The sequence below is a fragment of the Aeromonas sp. DSM 116730 genome (assembly GCF_046581335.1).
Classification (GTDB): Bacteria; Pseudomonadota; Gammaproteobacteria; order Enterobacterales; family Aeromonadaceae; genus Aeromonas; species Aeromonas rivipollensis.
Window position 1 is genome coordinate 1009405 of record NZ_CP144265.1, and the last position, 16173, is coordinate 1025577.

20 protein-coding genes and 1 pseudogene are annotated in these 16173 nt (G+C 54.7%); 9 read left to right on the top strand and 12 right to left on the bottom strand.

Annotated features, from left to right (window positions below; genetic code table 11):
• The first annotated feature begins 4 nt into the window (after positions 1 to 4).
• The 7 genes from nosZ to Aeroheme_RS04875 all read left to right on the top strand — a co-directional run bounded on the left by nosZ (position 5) and on the right by Aeroheme_RS04875 (position 6264).
• A complete protein-coding gene (nosZ, locus tag Aeroheme_RS04845; protein WP_125729727.1) occupies positions 5 to 1912 on the top strand; it encodes a TAT-dependent nitrous-oxide reductase in 1908 nt (635 codons plus the stop codon).
• A 59-nt stretch (positions 1913 to 1971) separates the two neighbouring features.
• Positions 1972 to 3291 (top strand): nitrous oxide reductase family maturation protein NosD, encoded by a 1320-nt coding sequence (locus Aeroheme_RS04850; protein WP_238156123.1) that lies wholly within the window; start codon positions 1972 to 1974, stop codon positions 3289 to 3291.
• The gene (locus tag Aeroheme_RS04855) at positions 3288 to 4214 is read left to right on the top strand and encodes an ABC transporter ATP-binding protein (RefSeq protein WP_125729726.1); all 927 of its coding nucleotides are present in this window, start codon (positions 3288 to 3290) and stop codon (positions 4212 to 4214) included. Before Aeroheme_RS04850 ends, Aeroheme_RS04855 begins: the two co-directional genes overlap by 4 nt.
• Entirely contained in the window at positions 4211 to 5041 is an 831-nt protein-coding gene (locus tag Aeroheme_RS04860) for an ABC transporter permease (protein WP_005324386.1), read from the top strand. Before Aeroheme_RS04855 ends, Aeroheme_RS04860 begins: the two co-directional genes overlap by 4 nt.
• Positions 5042 to 5065: 24 nt before the next feature.
• Positions 5066 to 5611, top strand: coding sequence for a nitrous oxide reductase accessory protein NosL (locus Aeroheme_RS04865; RefSeq protein ID WP_046400755.1), 546 nt, complete (start codon positions 5066 to 5068; stop codon positions 5609 to 5611).
• Between the two features lie 49 nt (positions 5612 to 5660).
• Entirely contained in the window at positions 5661 to 5810 is a 150-nt protein-coding gene (gene tatA / locus Aeroheme_RS04870) for a twin-arginine translocase TatA/TatE family subunit (RefSeq protein ID WP_041206197.1), read from the top strand.
• Between the two features lie 136 nt (positions 5811 to 5946).
• Entirely contained in the window at positions 5947 to 6264 is a 318-nt protein-coding gene (locus Aeroheme_RS04875) for a c-type cytochrome (RefSeq protein ID WP_041206196.1), read from the top strand.
• A 413-nt stretch (positions 6265 to 6677) separates the two neighbouring features.
• Here the strand turns inward: Aeroheme_RS04875 and Aeroheme_RS04880 are convergent, their stop codons facing one another.
• The 9 genes from Aeroheme_RS04880 to Aeroheme_RS04920 form a co-directional block, all read right to left on the bottom strand.
• Complete coding sequence (locus Aeroheme_RS04880) at positions 6678 to 7244, bottom strand: hypothetical protein (protein WP_125729725.1); 567 nt, start codon at positions 7242 to 7244, stop codon at positions 6678 to 6680.
• Between the two features lie 79 nt (positions 7245 to 7323).
• Positions 7324 to 7686, bottom strand: a complete 363-nt coding sequence (locus tag Aeroheme_RS04885; protein WP_125729724.1) for a hypothetical protein — start codon at positions 7684 to 7686, stop codon at positions 7324 to 7326.
• Between the two features lie 227 nt (positions 7687 to 7913).
• A complete protein-coding gene (locus Aeroheme_RS04890) occupies positions 7914 to 8408 on the bottom strand; it encodes a hypothetical protein (RefSeq protein ID WP_279983874.1) in 495 nt (164 codons plus the stop codon).
• A gap of 117 nt (positions 8409 to 8525) precedes the next feature.
• Positions 8526 to 8864 carry a hypothetical protein gene (locus tag Aeroheme_RS04895; RefSeq protein ID WP_238156122.1) on the bottom strand — a complete coding sequence of 113 codons (339 nt, stop codon included), beginning with the start codon at positions 8862 to 8864 and terminating at the stop codon, positions 8526 to 8528.
• 2 nt (positions 8865 to 8866) lie between these two features.
• Positions 8867 to 9364, bottom strand: coding sequence for a RadC family protein (gene radC, locus Aeroheme_RS04900; protein ID WP_125729722.1), 498 nt, complete (start codon positions 9362 to 9364; stop codon positions 8867 to 8869).
• An 88-nt stretch (positions 9365 to 9452) separates the two neighbouring features.
• Positions 9453 to 9755, bottom strand: coding sequence for a hypothetical protein (locus Aeroheme_RS04905; RefSeq protein ID WP_125729721.1), 303 nt, complete (start codon positions 9753 to 9755; stop codon positions 9453 to 9455).
• On the bottom strand, positions 9730 to 10140 hold the full coding sequence (locus Aeroheme_RS04910) for a hypothetical protein (RefSeq protein ID WP_125729720.1): 411 nt from the start codon (positions 10138 to 10140) through the stop codon (positions 9730 to 9732). The genes Aeroheme_RS04905 and Aeroheme_RS04910 overlap by 26 nt, the downstream gene beginning before the upstream one ends.
• Positions 10141 to 10150: 10 nt before the next feature.
• Complete coding sequence (locus Aeroheme_RS04915) at positions 10151 to 10576, bottom strand: DUF2787 domain-containing protein (protein ID WP_125729719.1); 426 nt, start codon at positions 10574 to 10576, stop codon at positions 10151 to 10153.
• 110 nt (positions 10577 to 10686) lie between these two features.
• Positions 10687 to 11010, bottom strand: coding sequence for a hypothetical protein (locus tag Aeroheme_RS04920; protein ID WP_411166795.1), 324 nt, complete (start codon positions 11008 to 11010; stop codon positions 10687 to 10689).
• A 37-nt stretch (positions 11011 to 11047) separates the two neighbouring features.
• On the opposite strand from Aeroheme_RS04920, the gene Aeroheme_RS04925 reads away from it, so the two are divergent.
• A protein-coding gene (locus Aeroheme_RS04925) for an IS3 family transposase (RefSeq protein ID WP_234678337.1) occupies positions 11048 to 12198 on the top strand; the annotation gives its coding sequence in 2 pieces (ribosomal slippage) (positions 11048 to 11285 and positions 11285 to 12198; 1152 coding nt in all).
• A gap of 231 nt (positions 12199 to 12429) precedes the next feature.
• Here the strand turns inward: Aeroheme_RS04925 and Aeroheme_RS04930 are convergent.
• Together Aeroheme_RS04930 and Aeroheme_RS04935 are read right to left on the bottom strand one after the other, a co-directional pair.
• Positions 12430 to 13308 carry an inovirus-type Gp2 protein gene (locus Aeroheme_RS04930; protein WP_411166796.1) on the bottom strand — a complete coding sequence of 293 codons (879 nt, stop codon included), beginning with the start codon at positions 13306 to 13308 and terminating at the stop codon, positions 12430 to 12432.
• A gap of 258 nt (positions 13309 to 13566) precedes the next feature.
• Entirely contained in the window at positions 13567 to 13779 is a 213-nt protein-coding gene (locus Aeroheme_RS04935) for a helix-turn-helix transcriptional regulator (RefSeq protein ID WP_125729704.1), read from the bottom strand.
• A 479-nt stretch (positions 13780 to 14258) separates the two neighbouring features.
• Between Aeroheme_RS04935 and Aeroheme_RS04940 the strand changes: the two genes are divergently transcribed.
• Positions 14259 to 15323 (top strand): hypothetical protein, encoded by a 1065-nt coding sequence (locus Aeroheme_RS04940; protein ID WP_125729703.1) that lies wholly within the window; start codon positions 14259 to 14261, stop codon positions 15321 to 15323.
• 104 nt (positions 15324 to 15427) lie between these two features.
• On the opposite strand, the pseudogene Aeroheme_RS04945 reads toward Aeroheme_RS04940, so the two are convergent.
• Positions 15428 to 15609, bottom strand: a pseudogene (locus Aeroheme_RS04945) (IS481 family transposase); the annotation flags it as partial.
• Between the last annotated feature and the right edge of the window lie 564 nt (positions 15610 to 16173).

The window sequence follows — 16173 nt, forward strand, 5'->3', positions numbered from 1 at the left end:
GTTTATGAGTGATAAGTATCCTGAGAATGCCGAGCAGGAGTTGAGTCAAGGCGGCCTCAGCCGTCGCAGCTTCTTCAAGGGGGCAGGTGCCCTGACGGGGGCCGCGCTGGCCACCACGGCCTTTGGTGGCGCGGTGATGAGCCGGGAGAGCTGGGCCGCGGCCGTTTCCGAGGCCAAGCAGAACATTCATGTCGCGCCAGGGGATCTCGATGACTACTACGGCTTCTGGAGTGGTGGTCATCAGGGTGAGGTGCGGGTCCTGGGCATCCCCTCCATGCGTGAATTGATGCGTATTCCTGTGTTCAACGTCGATTCCGCCACCGGCTGGGGGCTGACCAATGAAAGCCGCCACATCATGGGCGAAAGCGTCAAGTTCCTGAACGGTGATTGTCACCACCCCCACATCTCCATGACCGACGGCAAATACGACGGCAAGTACCTGTTCATCAACGACAAGGCCAATAGCCGGGTGGCCCGCATCCGGTTGGACATCATGAAGTGCGACAAGATGCTGACGGTGCCCAACGTCCAGGCCATTCACGGCCTGCGCCTGCAGAAGGTGCCGCACACCAAGTACGTGTTTGCCAACGCCGAGTTCGTCATTCCCCATCCCAACGACGGCACCACCTTCGATCTGCAGGATAAAAACAGCTACACCCTGTTCAACGTCATCGACGCGGAGAAGATGGAGATGGCCTTCCAGGTGATTGTCGATGGCAACCTGGATAACACCGATGCGGACTACACCGGCACCTATGCGGCGTCTACCTGCTACAACTCGGAGAAGGCCTACGATCTGGGCGGCATGATGCGCAACGAGCGTGACTGGGTGGTGGTATTCAACATCCCGCGTATCGAGGCAGCCATCAAGGCCGGCAAGTTCGTGACGCTGGGTGACTCCAAGGTGCCGGTGGTTGACGGGCGGGAAGGCTCCGAACTGACTCGCTATATCCCGGTGCCAAAAAATCCCCACGGTTGCAACACCTCGTCCGACGGCAAGTACTTCATCGCCAACGGCAAGTTGTCACCGACCGTGAGCATGATCGAGATCGCCAAGCTCGACGATCTGTTCGCGGGCAAGCTCAAGGACCCGCGCGAGGTGATCGCAGCCGAGCCTGAGCTGGGTCTGGGTCCGTTGCACACTACCTTCGATGGTCGCGGCAATGCCTATACCACGCTGTTCATCGACAGCCAGGTGGTGAAGTGGAACATGGCCGACGCGGTGCGTGCCTATCAGGGCGAGAAGGTCGACTACATCAGACAGAAACTCGATGTGCAGTATCAACCCGGCCACTTGCATGCATCCCTGACGGAAACCAGCGAAGCCGATGGCAAATGGTTGGTGGCGCTGTGCAAGTTCTCCAAGGACCGTTTCCTGCCTACCGGCCCGCTCCACCCGGAAAACGATCAGCTGATCGACATCTCCGGTGAGGAGATGAAGCTGGTGCATGATGGTCCCACTTTCGCCGAGCCCCACGACTGCATCCTGGCCCGCCGGGATCAGATCAAGACCCGCAAGCTGTGGGATCGCAAGGATCCTTTCTTCGCACCCACCGTAGAGATGGCGGCAAAAGATGGCGTCAAGCTGGAGACCGATAACAAGGTGATCCGCGATGGCAACAAGGTGCGGGTCTACATGACCTCGATGGCCCCGGCCTATGGGATCACCGAGTTCAAGGTCAAGCAGGGGGATGAAGTCACGGTGGTGATTACCAACATCGATCAGATCGAGGATGTCAGCCACGGCTTCGTCATGGTCAACCATGGCGCCAGCATGGAGATCAGCCCGCAGCAGACGTCCTCCATTACCTTCACCGCCGATAAGCCGGGCCTGCATTGGTACTATTGCAGTTGGTTCTGTCATGCACTCCACATGGAAATGGTTGGTCGCATGCTAGTCGAGCCAGCCTAACCATAGTGTCGGGTGGTGCCGATGGCATCGACACCACCCGAATATCCAGGATCCAGGACATGAACCCTCTATCGGTATTACCGACCTTGCTAAGGCAGGTCCGGAGCACTGTTGCGCTGTTGGTGCTGGGATGTTCCTGCATTGGTGCGGCCTTTGCGGCACCTCAATCCATTCGTTCCCTGCCCCTGCAATCCGATGGAGAGGCGCGTTGGCGTCTGCCTGCCGGAGAGTACCGGGGGCAGTTTCGTATTGAAGAATCCCTGATGCTCCGTTGCGAGGCGGGGGCGGTGATCAATGCTGAAGGGGAGGGCAATGCCCTCACTATCGCGGCACCGAACGTGACGGTGCAGGGCTGTACTCTGACCAACTGGGGTAGCAACCTCACCAAGCTCAATGCCGCTGTCTTCATCCAGCGGGAAGCCAGTCACGCCAAGGTGCAGGCCAATCGGATGCAAGGACCGGCCAGCGGGATCTGGGTGGATGGCACGAGCAACGTCAGCCTGCTGGATAACGTGATCGAGGGAGAGCTGCGACTGCGTTCGCAGGATCGTGGCAATGGCATTCATCTCTATGCCGTGCACGGGGCGCGGGTCATCGGTAATCGGGTACGCCACGCCCGTGATGGCATCTATATCGACACCTCCAACGGCAACAGCCTCGAAGGCAATCAGCTGGAAGATCTGCGCTACGGCATTCATTACATGTTTTCCAATGACAACCGGGTGATCGGCAACCTGACCCGCCGCACCCGCACCGGTTATGCACTCATGCAGAGTCGCAAGTTGACCGTGATCGGCAATCGTTCCGAGCAGGATCAGAACTACGGGATCCTGATGAACTACATCACCTATTCCACCCTCAGGGACAATCTGGTCACGGAGGTTCGTGACGGGGGCGCGGGCGAAGGCATGATCTCCGGTTCCGAGGGCAAGGCGTTGTTTATCTACAACTCGCTCTTCAACCGCATCGAGCACAACCGTTTCGAGCGCAGCGCGCTGGGAATCCATCTCACTGCGGGATCGGAAGACAACCTCATCAGCGACAACGCCTTTATTAACAATCGGCAACAGGTCAAATATGTCGCCTCCCGGCGGCAGGAGTGGTCGGTGGCGGGCCGCGGCAACTACTGGAGCGATTATCTGGGCTGGGACCGTAACAACGACGGGCTGGGAGAGGTGGCCTACGAACCGAACGACAACGTGGACAGGCTGCTCTGGAGCTATCCGCAGGTCCGACTGCTAATGAACAGCCCCGGCATCGAGGTGCTGCGCTGGGCCCAGCGGGCCTTCCCCATCATCAAATCTCCCGGCGTGCAGGATAGCTACCCGCTGATGCAGCCTCCCGCCATCGCCCCTCATCCACAGGAGAACCCCTCATGAACGCGGTCGACATTCAGGGCGTACACCAGCGCATCGGTGGCATGACCATATTGCAGGACGTGAACCTGAGCCTGCAGGAAGGTGAGGTGCTGGGGCTGTTCGGCCATAACGGTGCGGGCAAGACTACCAGCATGAAGCTGATCCTCGGCCTGTTGAGCCCGAGTGAAGGGCGGGTGCAGGTACTCGGCGGTCAGCCACAGGATCTCAACGTGCGCCGTCAGCTCGGTTATCTGCCGGAAAACGTAACCTTTTATCCACAACTCACGGGGTGGGAGACCCTCGCCCATTTTGCCCGTCTGCGGGGTGCGGCCTCCCAGCAGGTGGTGGAGTTGCTGGACCAGGTTGGGCTCAGCCATGCGGCGGCGCGTCGGGTGAAAACTTACTCCAAGGGGATGCGCCAGCGGCTCGGTCTGGCCCAGGCACTGCTTGGCGAGCCGCGTCTGCTGTTGCTCGATGAACCCACGGTGGGGCTGGATCCCATCGCCACCCAAGAGCTCTATCAGCTGATCGATCGCCTGCGCCAGGGGGGCACCAGCATCATCCTCTGCTCCCACGCGCTTGCCGGGGTGGAGGCCCACCTCAATCGCGTCGCCATTCTGGCCGGTGGCCGCTTGCAAGCCGTGGGTGATCTCGCCCAGTTGCGCGCCGACACTGGTTTGCCGGTGCGGATGCGCATCCACGGATTGGAGGATGGCAACCATTGGATTGGCCGCTGGCGGGAGGCGGGCCACCAGGCTCGCTTGCTCGATGAACAGAGTGTGGAAGTGGTGGTGCACAACGGCCACAAGCTGGCGTTGCTGCGCGAGTTACTGGGGGAATGCGAGCCCGGTGACATAGAGGTGCATCAACCTTCGCTGGAAGATCTCTATTGCCACTACATGGCGCGAGCCGATCAGGCGAACCGGAAGGAGGTACGGCCATGAATCAGGTCTGGAACATTGCCCGCAAGGAGTTCAGCGATGGTCTGCGCAACCGCTGGCTACTGGCCATCAGCCTGCTGTTTGCGGTGCTGGCGGTCGGCATTGCCTGGCTCGGTGCTGCCGCCTCCGGCCAGCTGGGATTTACCTCCATTCCCGCCACCATCGCCAGTCTGGCGAGCCTTGCGACCTTCCTGATGCCCCTCATCGCCTTGCTGCTGGCCTATGACGCCATTGTTGGCGAGGAGGAGAGCGGCACTCTGATGCTGCTGCTGACCTATCCCCTCGGCCACGGCCAGATCCTGATGGGCAAGTTTGTCGGTCACGGCCTGATCCTGGCACTGGCGACCCTGCTCGGTTTTGGCTGCGCCGCCCTGGCCATTGCCGTGCTGGTGGAGGATATCTCCCTCTCCACCCTGGTCTGGGCGTTCGGCCGTTTCATGGTGTCATCCACCCTGCTGGGCTGGGTCTTTCTCGCCATGGCCTATGTACTGAGCAGCAAGGTCAGCGAGAAGTCCCGTGCCGCCGGGTTGGCGCTGGGCGTCTGGTTCCTGTTCGTGCTGGTGTTTGATCTGCTGTTGTTGGCACTGCTGGTGCTGAGCGAGGGCCATTTCAGCGCCACCCTCTTGCCCTGGCTGCTATTGCTCAATCCGGCCGATATCTATCGGCTGATCAACCTCTCCGGCTTCGAAGGGGAGAGTGGCGGCTTGGGGGTGCTCTCCCTCGGGAGCGAATTGCCCTTTTCTACCGACATGCTTGGGTTCTGCCTGTTGTTGTGGGTCGGCGTGTCGCTGTGGCTGGCTTATGCCGTGTTTCGTCGTCGCTCGGTCTGAGCCGGGTATAACAAGGATAGTAATATGCTGAATTCAAATAATTTTTATCTTAAAGGTAGCCTGATGGCCCTGCTGTTGGCGCTGGCCGGTTGCAACGATGTCGACTCGAACCCGCACGTTTATGATCCCGTCGCCTTTCACTCCGGCGACGAGTGTCACATCTGCGGCATGGCGATCACCGGCTTTCCCGGCCCCAAGGGTGAGGCGGTGGCTAAACAGGGTGCGATGAAATTTTGCTCTACGGCCGAGATGTTTGGCTGGTGGCTGCAACCGGAGAACCGGGAACAAGATGTCACCCTGTATGTGCATGACATGGCACGCTCGACCTGGGAAAAACCGGATGATGATGCCCTCATCGATGCCCGACAGGCCTTTTATGTCGTCGGTGCCAACCTGAAGGGGGCCATGGGGGCTGCACTGGCTTCGTTCGCCCGCGAGGAGGATGCCGAAAGGTTTGCAACCAGCCAGGGCGGCAGGCTGGTGCGGTTCGAGCAGATAGATCTTGCCTTGCTGCAACCTGATCCCCAGTCCCATCAGGCTAAGCCGCACGGTAGCCCGGCGGCCCATTGATAGGCTTTTTCATCCCTTATCACTCATTACATCGCAGGAGGATGCTCCCATGATGGGGATCAGCGTTTGGAAGCTCTTGATTATTCTCGCCATTGTCATCGTGTTGTTTGGTACTGGACGCCTGAGTGGCATCGGTTCTGATCTGGGCAAGGCCGTGCGGGGATTTCGTAACATGCTGGGCGAAAAAGAGAGCCAGTAAGAAAACACCATTCGGTTACACCCAATCTCTGCAGCCTTTGGTCGCGTCGGGCCGCCAGCATGACGGAGTGCGGGATGCGAGTGGCCGGATACCAAGCGGGGCATTGCTGCCTCCAACAACATAAGGAAATACCAATATGAAAAGAAACGTGTTTTCACTGCTTGTCCTGGGAGCTGCTGTTTGTCTGCAACCGGCCATGGCAACTGACGGCGAGACGTTATTCAAGAGCAAGCCTTGCGTGGGTTGCCACATGGTGGATGCCAAGCTGGTCGGCCCCTCATTCAAGGAGGTCGCGGCCAAGTATGACGGGCAGGCAGACGCGGCCACCCTGTTGGCAGGCCGCATCAAGAACGGTACCCAGGGCACCTGGGGGGCAGTGCCCATGCCGGCCAACGCCGTCACGGAAGAGGAGGCCAAGACCTTGGCCGAATGGGTGCTCAGCCATAAAAAATAACAAGTCGCTTGCACTCAAGCTTGGTGTGAATTCTGGCGTGATTAGCGATACCTCAGTTGAATGCTGATGGTGGTATCGGGCACGTTGTGGTGCCGGTGTAGTTTGGCCAGCTGTTCCGGGAGGCCGGTCGGGTTCGCTTGCCGACCCCGATAGAGCCGGGATTGATTAATGTAGTCGGGAGGGCTGACGGTGATGGTCACCTGATGCCCTGGCTGCTAGAGGCCAAACAGCCGAAGGTTATTCTGCTTGATGGTGGTGATGTTGGGAGCAGGTAAGGCCTCCCGACTGCGCAGGTGCAGTTTTTTGAGCTCGGGGGGCATAGCCATACACCTCTAGCTTGCTGATAAGACGAGCCATTGACGGTTACGCCTTTGTGCTGTGTGTGGCAGGGTGAGATTGGTCTTGTGGCTGTTTTAATAAGCGGCATCAGCTGTTTCACTGGGAACGGGCTTGGCTTCATAGTGGCGGGTCACAACGCCAGTCTCTAGGTCGATGCTGATAAACGCCGGGGCTTGCGGGTGGTACTGGTAGAGTCGCGCCAGTTCGGCACGAAACGCTTCGACGTTAGGCGCAATCACATGGTGGGTATCCCCCTCGGCGTAGGTAAAGGTCTCCAGCGTCTCGGTGTTAATCCAGATACCGAAGTACCATGCATCTTCCTCGGTGTCGTATTGCTGCCAGCCTTGGGCCAGCAGCGTCCGGTCGTAGTAGTAGCGATCTGCATGATGGCTGCCCCGGTCGATGCGGCAGCCGGTCACGGTGAGCTCAAGCGGGATACGCCCCGCCTTGTGGGCTTTCTTGACCCGACGCAGCAGCTTGAGGGCCTTGGCTCTGCTGCGGCCATTACCGAGTGGTTGGGGCTGCCTAGCCCGCAACGCCAGGTGGGCCATTATCTTCGGCGCGGTGTTGTGGTTGAGCTGACCGATGGCAGTGGTTATCTGCCGAGCGGACAGGGTCTTGTAATCACGTAGGTCGTGCATGGTGGGCATTCCTTTAAATGCAAGCCGCCCCTCGGTGTGAGGGGCGGTTAGAGGTCTTGTTTGTGCTGATGGCCGTGACTCAGGTATGGCTACTCCAATCCGGCGCATCATTACTGCCGTGGTTGACGTAGGCTCCGACAATCACCCGTTGCCACTCGCCGACGGGTTGACCTGCGGCATTACAGGTGCAGCGAAAGCGGGCGAAGTTAATCTCACGCGGCAGGTGTTCACGCATATAGCTGGGGCTGACAAAGAGCGTGGTTTTGTGCAGTACCGGGTTGGGTGCAACCAGCGGGCCGCCAATACGCCGCCCCTCCACATCGTGGGCATAGGCAAAACCCGGTAGCATCAACTGCTGGCTGATGAGCTTGGCAAGCGCGGGATGAGCACACATGGCCTCCGCTACGGCGGCCTGGCTAAAGCTGTCATTGAACTCAATCATGGTGTATCTCCATTTCCGCTGGTGAACGGTAAGCCGCTGCCAGCAGCGCAAACTGTTCAATCAGGTAACTGATGCTGATGCCTAGTTCATCGCTGACCCCATCCCCCTGATGGTGATGCAGGAGTGCCATGTCATCGGCGATACGTTGGGCTAGGTGGGCCGTTGAACTCGGTGGGCCGTTGAACTCGGTGGTGAGCTTGTCACCGTCAGGGTGATGGAGAGATCCATCACATCTCTCCCCAAGGTGCTTGCTCCCACAGTGACAACCGGGCCAGCACGTCTTGCGCCAGCACTTGCTGCAACTGCTGTATAACCTTCACTAGCCGGGGAGCCAGCTCGGGGCTCCCGCTCCATTCGCTCGATTGGTACAGGGCACAGCTGGTGAATTTGTAGAGCGCCACCAGTTCGGCATCAGTAAGTGGTGCCTTGTGGTAGCGATGGGCAGGTTTAAGCGGCCCCAGCTTGGTCGAGCGGTGCTGGCGTGGTTCATTGCGCCCCAGCTGATAGCGATGCCAGACTGCCCGCCGGTTGGCGATCATCATCAGCCGCACCAGCCGGTCTACCCGCCACGTCCAGGTACTGGTGACATCCATTGGTGAGCTCCACCAGAGGGTGCGCAGCAACTCAAGGGTGTAGTGCGGTGGCATGGGGGCATTGCAAAAGCGGTGCAACTGCACGGCAAAGGTCAGGTAGTCCTGGCGATCGATCATGAAGGCAGACATGGGCATAGTTCCTTGAAATGCAAAAGGCCACCTGCAGTGAGGTGGCCTTGCTGGGTGATGTCGGGATATCCGGATCATGGTGTTGGTGCTGATGATCCGGGTTTGGGGGGGCTGGCGTTATTCATACGCCTGTTCTTTGCCGGGGAGAACCGCATCGAACAGGATGGCGTAGAGCGTGGAGTCAATGCCGTTGACGGCGTCGTGGTGTGGGTAATAGGGCGGCGCGTCTCGGGAGCGCTCGAAGTAGTCGCCAAAGCAACTGAGGCATTCGCGTATCTCGACGGTGGAGCCCTGCAGCAACGCCGCGTCAAACTGCTTGGCATACACCGCGTCAGCACGCGCCTTGGTGACGGCCTTCTCTAACAACACCAGCGCCCCTTCGTTGCTGGCGGTGGTGAGGCTATGGCGCAGCTTGCCCAGCGTTTCTTCCAGAGAATAGGGGTTGGGTAATCGCATCGTCACATCATCCCCCGTTCGGCCAGTGACACCACCCCTTCGGTGCCGACCACCAGATGGTCAAGCAGACGGATATCCACCAGCGTCAGCGCCTCACGTAACGATTTGGTCAGTGCAATGTCCGTCGAGCTCGGCTCCGGGTTACCACTGGGATGATTGTGAACCACGATGATGGCAGCGCAGTTCAGCGCCAGTGCCCGCTTGACCACTTCCCGTGGGTAGACGTTGGCACTGTCCAGGGTGCCACGAAACAGCTCCTCAAAGACCAGTACACGGTGTTGGGAGTCAAGGAACAGTGCGCCAAATACTTCGTGCTCCCGGCCTTGCAGCAAGGTTTGCAGCCGCTCGGCGGCCTCTTTGGTCGAGGTGATCACGGCGCCCTTGGCCAGCCGCTTGCGGGCAATCTGGTTGGCGATGCGCAGCAGATCTTGCTCGGTCACCGGTTCGGTGACGACATAAGTGCCGGGGCATTCCCCAGCTTTGAGTTTGTGGTAACGCATGGTGGTCTCCTGAAAAAGAAAGACCCCGGCTGCGCGAGGCATACCGGGGCTAAATGCAGAGAGGTTGTTGGTTCACTGTGAGAATAGTTCAGTTGGCCGTCATGATGGCTCCTGTCGTGGCTGCGGGACCACTCTGTACCGGTATCAGCGGTTCGGGCACCAACACGTCTAGCGGGATGGCCAGTGCCAGACTTAATCGCTCTGCCAGTTCGTAAGCGGGGCCGATAGTGTCGTAGTCAGCTACCCAGGTAGCTAGGGCAAGGCCACTGGTCTCTACCGCCCGCAGGTAGACGCTGTAGCCCTGCACGGTCAGGCCGCTGTCGCGCACCACCTGCGTCTCGCCATCTCGATTAATCGCTTCAAGCTCAACGGCGATCGGTTGTTTTGGCACCTTTCGCCTCCTCTTGAGGTAAGGCGTCACTCTCCACGCGATAGCCGTGATGAATGCAGGTACGCTGCAGGTCGGCCAGAAAGCTGCCCAGTACACGAGGCTGCTCAGAGAGCGGGACGGGGCCTGTTTGGCAGCGCCAGAAACACCGATGCTTGGGGTCCACGCAGATTTCATCCACGGGCTGGCTCATGGTGCGCCAGTCCTCGGCATTGCTGAGGGAGAGCAGTTGCCACTGCACCCCAGACCAGCGCAGATGCAGGGTAACGGAGCGGACATGTGGGCTATCAGGGGTCAGGTGCAGCAACCAGTGCTCGCCTTGGCGAGTTGGCTGTACCAGTCCCAGCCACTGGCGTGAGGTGTGGGAGAGCGGCAGTTCGTTAGTCATCACACACCCCCTAATCCCCTCTGACCGTGACGGTGAAGTAGGCCATCCGGCAGTAGGCAACAAAGTTGGTCTGCCACAGGGTGAATAACTCATGGGCCTCTGAGCGCTGGATAGGCCCCCATCCTTGCAGATAGTGTTCGTCATCCAGGAAGTTGAAATCGAGCTCCTTGCAGAGCTCGGCATCCTGGCCCAGTCCCTGGTAACTGAAGTCGGTGACGTAATCGAAAAGCCAACCATCAAGGCCGCGTATCAGACGTATCTCGACGGGGTGAGCCCCTCCCTGCTCGGGGCTGTAGGTGGGGCTGCGAAAGTTGAAGGTGAGTTGGGTCAGGCGCTCGAGGTTGAGGCCGATATTGGCGACCTCCTGATTGAGTAACGCGAGCAGCGCTTGGGCAACGGGCAGGGCAAAGCCATCCCGGAAAAAGGGAATAGTCATAAGCGTTCCTTGTCATATATCCAATAAAATGAGGGAGGCGTTAGCCTCCCTCTGGGTGTGGTTGTAATGGTGGGTGTAAGCCATCGTCACGGTGTGCCAAAGTCCGTTGATTACCCAGGCGAAATACAGTTGTTATCTGGCGAGCCAATGGCTGGCAGTACCTCTGCAAGGTGGCTGGTGGGCAAATCGATGGGGGGATTTGACGGCGGCAATAGCGCCACCGATGTTGCGTTGCGAAGTGCCTCCCAGAACGTGGAGAAGTCCCCTTGCCGGTAAGGGGCGTCATAGCGTTGTCCGTCCACCAGCAAGGCAAACTGACGTCTGCTATCGCTGCCATAATCACGACCGTTCACCGTCGCCAACATGGTGAGCGGCGCATCATCTCGGCAGATGATGGTGAGCGGTATGTGAATCGCCCCCAGTTCCCTAGACACCTCACAGCCTTAAAATGAGGCAACTATTGGAGGTGTTATGACCCGTCAGCGTTATCCAGAAACATTCAAAATCGAAGCCGTTAAACAAATCACCGAGCGTGGGCGGCCGGTGGCTGACGTTGCTCGTGCCATCGGGGTATCCAGCCACAGCCTGTATGCATGGCTCAAGCAGTACGGTAAGCCTGCTGACCAGCAGATAGAAGAGTCTGCCTTGCAAGCCGAGATCCGCCGTCTGAAAACCGAACTGCGCCAAGTCACCGAGGAGCGCAATATCCTAAAGGAGGCCGCCGCGTACTTTGCCAGCGAGTCAAGGAAAGGTACGCGTTCATAACCTCCCGACTCGACCGGTACAGTGTCGTTACCCTGTGCCAGACCCTGGGGGTTCACCGAAGTGGCTTCTACGCGTGGCTGAAACAGCCTACATCGCCACGACAGCAGGAGGACGAACGACTAACGGGGCTGGTCAAGCAATCCTGGCTGGAAAGTGGCGCTGTATACGGTTATCGCAAGATCCATCGCGACCTTCGTGACTTGGGGGAAGCCTGCGGCAAGCACCGTGTGGCCAAATTAATGAGACGGGAAGGACTGCGTTCGCAAACGGGCTATCAACGCCGTAAGGGGCATTATGGAGGCAAGAGCCCGCAGGCTGCTCCGAACACGCTGGCACGCCAGTTTAAGGTCCCAGCCCCCAACATCTCCTGGGTGACCGACATTACCTACATCCGCACTCAAGAAGGGTGGCTGTATCTGGCGGTGGTGCTCGATCTGTTTTCTCGCCAGATCGTCGGCTGGGCAATGAAGCCACGCATGACGGCAGACTTGGCGGTTGATGCGTTATTGATGGCCGTCTGGCGGCGCAAGCCAAAGCAGCCGGTACTGGTGCATTCGGATCAGGGCAGCCAGTTTACCGGTGGTGAATGGCAGGACTTTCTGAAGGCCCACAACCTGAGTTGCAGCATGAGCCGACGTGGCAACTGTCACGACAACGCTGTTGCCGAGAGCTTCTTTCAGTTGCTCAAACGGGAGCGGATCAAGCGCAGGATTTACGCGACAAGAGACGAAGCCCGCAGCGATGTGTTTGATTATATCGAGATGTTTTACAACCCCATCAGGCGCCATGGTTCCAATGATGGGCTGTCGCCGGTAGAGTTTGAAAGGCAGTTCAATGTTCAACAACAGAGTGTCTAGAAAACCCGGGGCGATTCACAATGAGTCTTGCCACCCCCGCTTAGTTGGAATTATTCTTCCTAGGGTGTCGTCGCGATGTGTCATGAAAGCCAGTAAAAAGGCAGCTCAATGACTGCATAAAGCATCACACGTAGTTCCGCAGGAAGATGCGTCGTAATCAACATCCTGTATTACACCAGTCGTCTACCTAACCGTATCACCCGATTGGATGATGTGGGAGTCAATAAGATACTACTCCAGAGAGACCCTGAGAACCCTGGGTCTCCCACCGGGCCCTCTTCTGCGAGGCACCTCCATTTTACCCACGCTCCTGAAGCGCTCATGCATCTCAGCCAGTAGTGCTTCATCAAACTTGAGCAAATAACTCAGCGCATTATGCAATAGCAGATGACGCTTTTCTAAGTCATCGTGATGCACCATCCCAATACCGTATGCTCCCCACTCCTCATATTTATCCCTGTCTGCATTGCAGTTGTAATATGTTCTGGGTTCACGACTCAGTGATTTCCAGAACTCACCCAATTTACGCCCAAGACTGATATCCCCCTGAACTTTATTGCCATTGAATATAAATGCCATATGGTAGTGATAGCCCCTGGCCACTCCATACTCTAACTTCCATACATACCCTAAAAGAATACGATAACGACGTTTTACCGCTCTCAGGTACGCGTCTCTATCATCTATCGCTTCCTCGATGGTTATGGTATCTTTAATTTCATCACCATAGTGAACATCCACCCTGATCACCAGCAGCTTAGAATGCAACCTAAATAGTTTGTTGATATAGTCGTGGACACTAGTGCTATTACGTGCCTCAGAGCGTTTCAGATTGCGTAAACGCTTCTGATGCAGAGATGTATCAAGCTCCTCCAAGAACTCCTCTATAACGTCTTCTAGTTCGGGAGATAATTGCCTATCTACATATATCTCTCGATAAGGGTAAAAGTATCTCAAGAACAGCTCAACCGAGGGATGAGCAGACTTAGCCTCTCTGTAGTGATAGTAATGTTTGGTAACAGCATCCATTGCTTTTTGTAAAGCATGGATGTTTATAGTTGGATACTTAGATTCTAAGCTTTTAATAAACTGTAGGATATGGACAGACATGGGTAATCCCTCAATAAAGAGTAGGTTTAATATTCTAAAGGGAGTGTATGGTTAACTGAGGTTAAGTAGTTAGTAGATGGGTATAATGTTGATTGACATTAAATAATATAAACACCTTAACCTGCGTTAATTAATGCGTATCTCTCCGTAGGCATGCTTGCGAAGATAAAGACATTTAATGATGTGTGTTTGTCGTTATGGCTGTTAGTTGGGAACAAACAATCAGCAGGTTAACTTATGGAGCCTTTATCGCTTAAATTAAAACCCCCTCATTGATGCTTGTACTTGAAACCAAGCATCAATTTCATGTTCAAACCAGCCGACAGCTGACAAGCCCAACTTAAGTGGCTTTGGGAAATTTGGGTCATAGCGAGGGGATTTCTTGCTGATACGGTCATAGATAGTTGAGCGGGCAAGGCCGGTCTTTTGGATAACGTCTTTGATGCGCAGTACTTTGGGGGACGTGTTCATGGTGTACTCCTGATGGTATGGGTTTCGTTCATCAGAAGGGATTGGGGGTTGAAAAAAACAGTAATCAGCCTCGGTACGGGGGGATCAGGAAGGCCAATGATGATGACCCGCGATCTAGGGTCAGCATATGAGGTGGTTGCATTGATGGTGGCGAAGGCTGATCGTCGATGACTTAAGCAGGACGTAGACTAGAGAGAAAAGAGGCGTTTTGCACGGGATTCAAGAGTATTCGCGTCTTCACTTAGCACGCATAGAGATACATTAAATCATCATTGTATGGACACATTTCTTTCTTTAGATGTTGTGCAAATGACATTGAGATATACTAAAAAAAATCATAATATCTACACACAAATAACACGACAACAAAGACCCAAAAGGGCTTTTGAGACTCAATTGAGATCTATTGGAAGGAGGTTGTATGTGCGAGGCTTGTGACTTTATTGTTTGAAGTTTTTTGATGGATGATGGAGGTTGGTATGGGAACTCAAAATAACTTGTGGTTTGAAAAGAAAGATCACAGAGCGATGTTGTTTCTCTACAATAGATTTATTGAGAATGCTGGGTTTTATAATGGTCGTTCGCCAAGGCTTACGTTTAGGGAGACTACTTCTGCTTCATCCCAAAAAAGAATAAGTAGGTTAACTGACTTTATTGGTTTTGTTGTAGATGGGAAAGGCGAGAGAAAAGACCTTAAAGATGCACTGAGGTTTGTTGAAATTAACTTCAATATAGATGAGCTCAATGACCCGATTAAGGTAAAAGAATTAATGCTAGAGGTTTTTTATCAGTCATGCCTTGGGGATAAGGACTTTGCTTGGATCTCTAATTCTGATGATAGGCTCGTAAATTTCATCTGGGCATCAATTTTATTAATTAATGATGAAGATCAATTTCGCGATGGTGTATTTCAGTCTATATCAATAGATAAGCCTGAGCCACGAAGTTCATTTGTAGACGCGCTTGCTGATTCATTATATTCTTGTCTATGTTTAGATGAACACCCAACATCTAATCGGGATAAGATTTCAAATATAACCTTGTTTTTCGACTTGTGTCGCTTTGAATTAATGGAAAAAACAAGTCTGATGAGTTTTTTTAAATCCCGTTGGAGCGAAATAAAAAACAGCTCTAAAATTATAAATTGGTTATCCAAGAATGAAGAATTATGGGGGTGGGCATGGGACTACTCTTTTTCACGGTATTTAAACAGCAAAGCACCGATATGGCTAGAGTTAAATGCAACCGAAAGCTCTGAAATAGAAAAAAGTAAAAAAATGGCTTTAATAACCTTTTATGATCTTCTGAGATTAGAGCATCAACTGTTAGTTATCGCTGAATTAAAAAAATCAGGCGCTCAGCAAAAATACAGGATGAAGCTACAAGGGGAAGATGCATCACGGAAGATGGTTCAAATATCCATGAGTGTTTCGACTAAAGATAAATTAAAAAAATTAGCAGATAGAGAAAATCAAAAAATGAATACCATAGTTGAAATGTTAATCAACGAAAGGTATTTACAATTGTATGGTAATAATAAGTAGCCCTTTCAATAGAGGTTATGATTATGCATAACTCCAATATTATTTATACTATCTTTGTACAGATCTAGTTATCACCTGACACCGGCCTCAAACCGGTGTCTTGCTTACACTACGTTAGAGCACACTTCCTTCGGTATCAATTTCAGACCCTTTTTGAAACATGCTGTAGGGGGCAGTCCCTCCATCATCTAGCCCTGATTTGGCCGCTGGGTGTTGTAGTGATCCAGGTAGCTGCCTAGGTTGTCCGCCCTTTGATACGAAAGTGTTCATCCAATAGGGGTCGATGTCACCGTTCGGTTCATTTGTTCGACCTGCCATTGGTCCAGATGATATGGCTTAGCCAGTTTGTGCTTTATGCCATGTTGTCGGCAGACCCGATCAAAGAAGTGCCCAACAAAACGGTTGGTTGGGCCATTCCTGTATCTTGCCTGTTCTGTGAAGGCGATACCGTTGCCTGTGAGGACGGTTGTATGGGTAGACCGCCACAACTTCTTCAAGAAATGCAGCTCCATTTTGCTTGGTCGGTACATCAAAGAACGCCACGCGGGTAAATTTGGTGACACGATCAATGGCCAAAAACATGTGTTGCTTGCCTTCCTCCAGACGTAGCTTGCAACTATCGATATGCGGGTAACCCATTTCTGTCGGTTCAAACTGCCCACGTTGGTTTTTATTCTGTTGCTGATGAGGTCGCTTGCTAATGCCATGCCGTATATGACATCGATGAAGGGCACTGCAAAAGGGCTTCGCGCAAATGCCCCAACAAGTTGTCCAGAGGCAGAAGGGTTCGTCGCCTGAACTCCACGACCATTTCCTCTTCCTCCTTTGACAGATGAGCACATTTGGGACT

Excerpts from the sequence above, each read along its gene's own strand:
- nosZ (WP_125729727.1), top strand. The coding sequence starts at position 5 with ATGAGTGATAAGTATCCTGAGAATGCCGAGCAGGAGTTGAGTCAAGGC.
- Aeroheme_RS04850 (WP_238156123.1), top strand. The coding sequence starts at position 1,972 with ATGAACCCTCTATCGGTATTACCGACCTTGCTAAGGCAGGTCCGGAGC.
- Aeroheme_RS04855 (WP_125729726.1), top strand. The coding sequence starts at position 3,288 with ATGAACGCGGTCGACATTCAGGGCGTACACCAGCGCATCGGTGGCATG.
- Aeroheme_RS04860 (WP_005324386.1), top strand. The coding sequence starts at position 4,211 with ATGAATCAGGTCTGGAACATTGCCCGCAAGGAGTTCAGCGATGGTCTG.
- Aeroheme_RS04865 (WP_046400755.1), top strand. The coding sequence starts at position 5,066 with ATGCTGAATTCAAATAATTTTTATCTTAAAGGTAGCCTGATGGCCCTG.
- tatA (WP_041206197.1), top strand. The coding sequence starts at position 5,661 with ATGATGGGGATCAGCGTTTGGAAGCTCTTGATTATTCTCGCCATTGTC.
- Aeroheme_RS04875 (WP_041206196.1), top strand. The coding sequence starts at position 5,947 with ATGAAAAGAAACGTGTTTTCACTGCTTGTCCTGGGAGCTGCTGTTTGT.
- Aeroheme_RS04880 (WP_125729725.1), bottom strand. The coding sequence starts at position 7,244 with ATGCACGACCTACGTGATTACAAGACCCTGTCCGCTCGGCAGATAACC.
- Aeroheme_RS04885 (WP_125729724.1), bottom strand. The coding sequence starts at position 7,686 with ATGATTGAGTTCAATGACAGCTTTAGCCAGGCCGCCGTAGCGGAGGCC.
- Aeroheme_RS04890 (WP_279983874.1), bottom strand. The coding sequence starts at position 8,408 with ATGTCTGCCTTCATGATCGATCGCCAGGACTACCTGACCTTTGCCGTG.
- Aeroheme_RS04895 (WP_238156122.1), bottom strand. The coding sequence starts at position 8,864 with ATGCGATTACCCAACCCCTATTCTCTGGAAGAAACGCTGGGCAAGCTG.
- radC (WP_125729722.1), bottom strand. The coding sequence starts at position 9,364 with ATGCGTTACCACAAACTCAAAGCTGGGGAATGCCCCGGCACTTATGTC.
- Aeroheme_RS04910 (WP_125729720.1), bottom strand. The coding sequence starts at position 10,140 with ATGACTAACGAACTGCCGCTCTCCCACACCTCACGCCAGTGGCTGGGA.
- Aeroheme_RS04915 (WP_125729719.1), bottom strand. The coding sequence starts at position 10,576 with ATGACTATTCCCTTTTTCCGGGATGGCTTTGCCCTGCCCGTTGCCCAA.
- Aeroheme_RS04930 (WP_411166796.1), bottom strand. The coding sequence starts at position 13,308 with ATGTCTGTCCATATCCTACAGTTTATTAAAAGCTTAGAATCTAAGTAT.
- Aeroheme_RS04935 (WP_125729704.1), bottom strand. The coding sequence starts at position 13,779 with ATGAACACGTCCCCCAAAGTACTGCGCATCAAAGACGTTATCCAAAAG.
- Aeroheme_RS04940 (WP_125729703.1), top strand. The coding sequence starts at position 14,259 with ATGGGAACTCAAAATAACTTGTGGTTTGAAAAGAAAGATCACAGAGCG.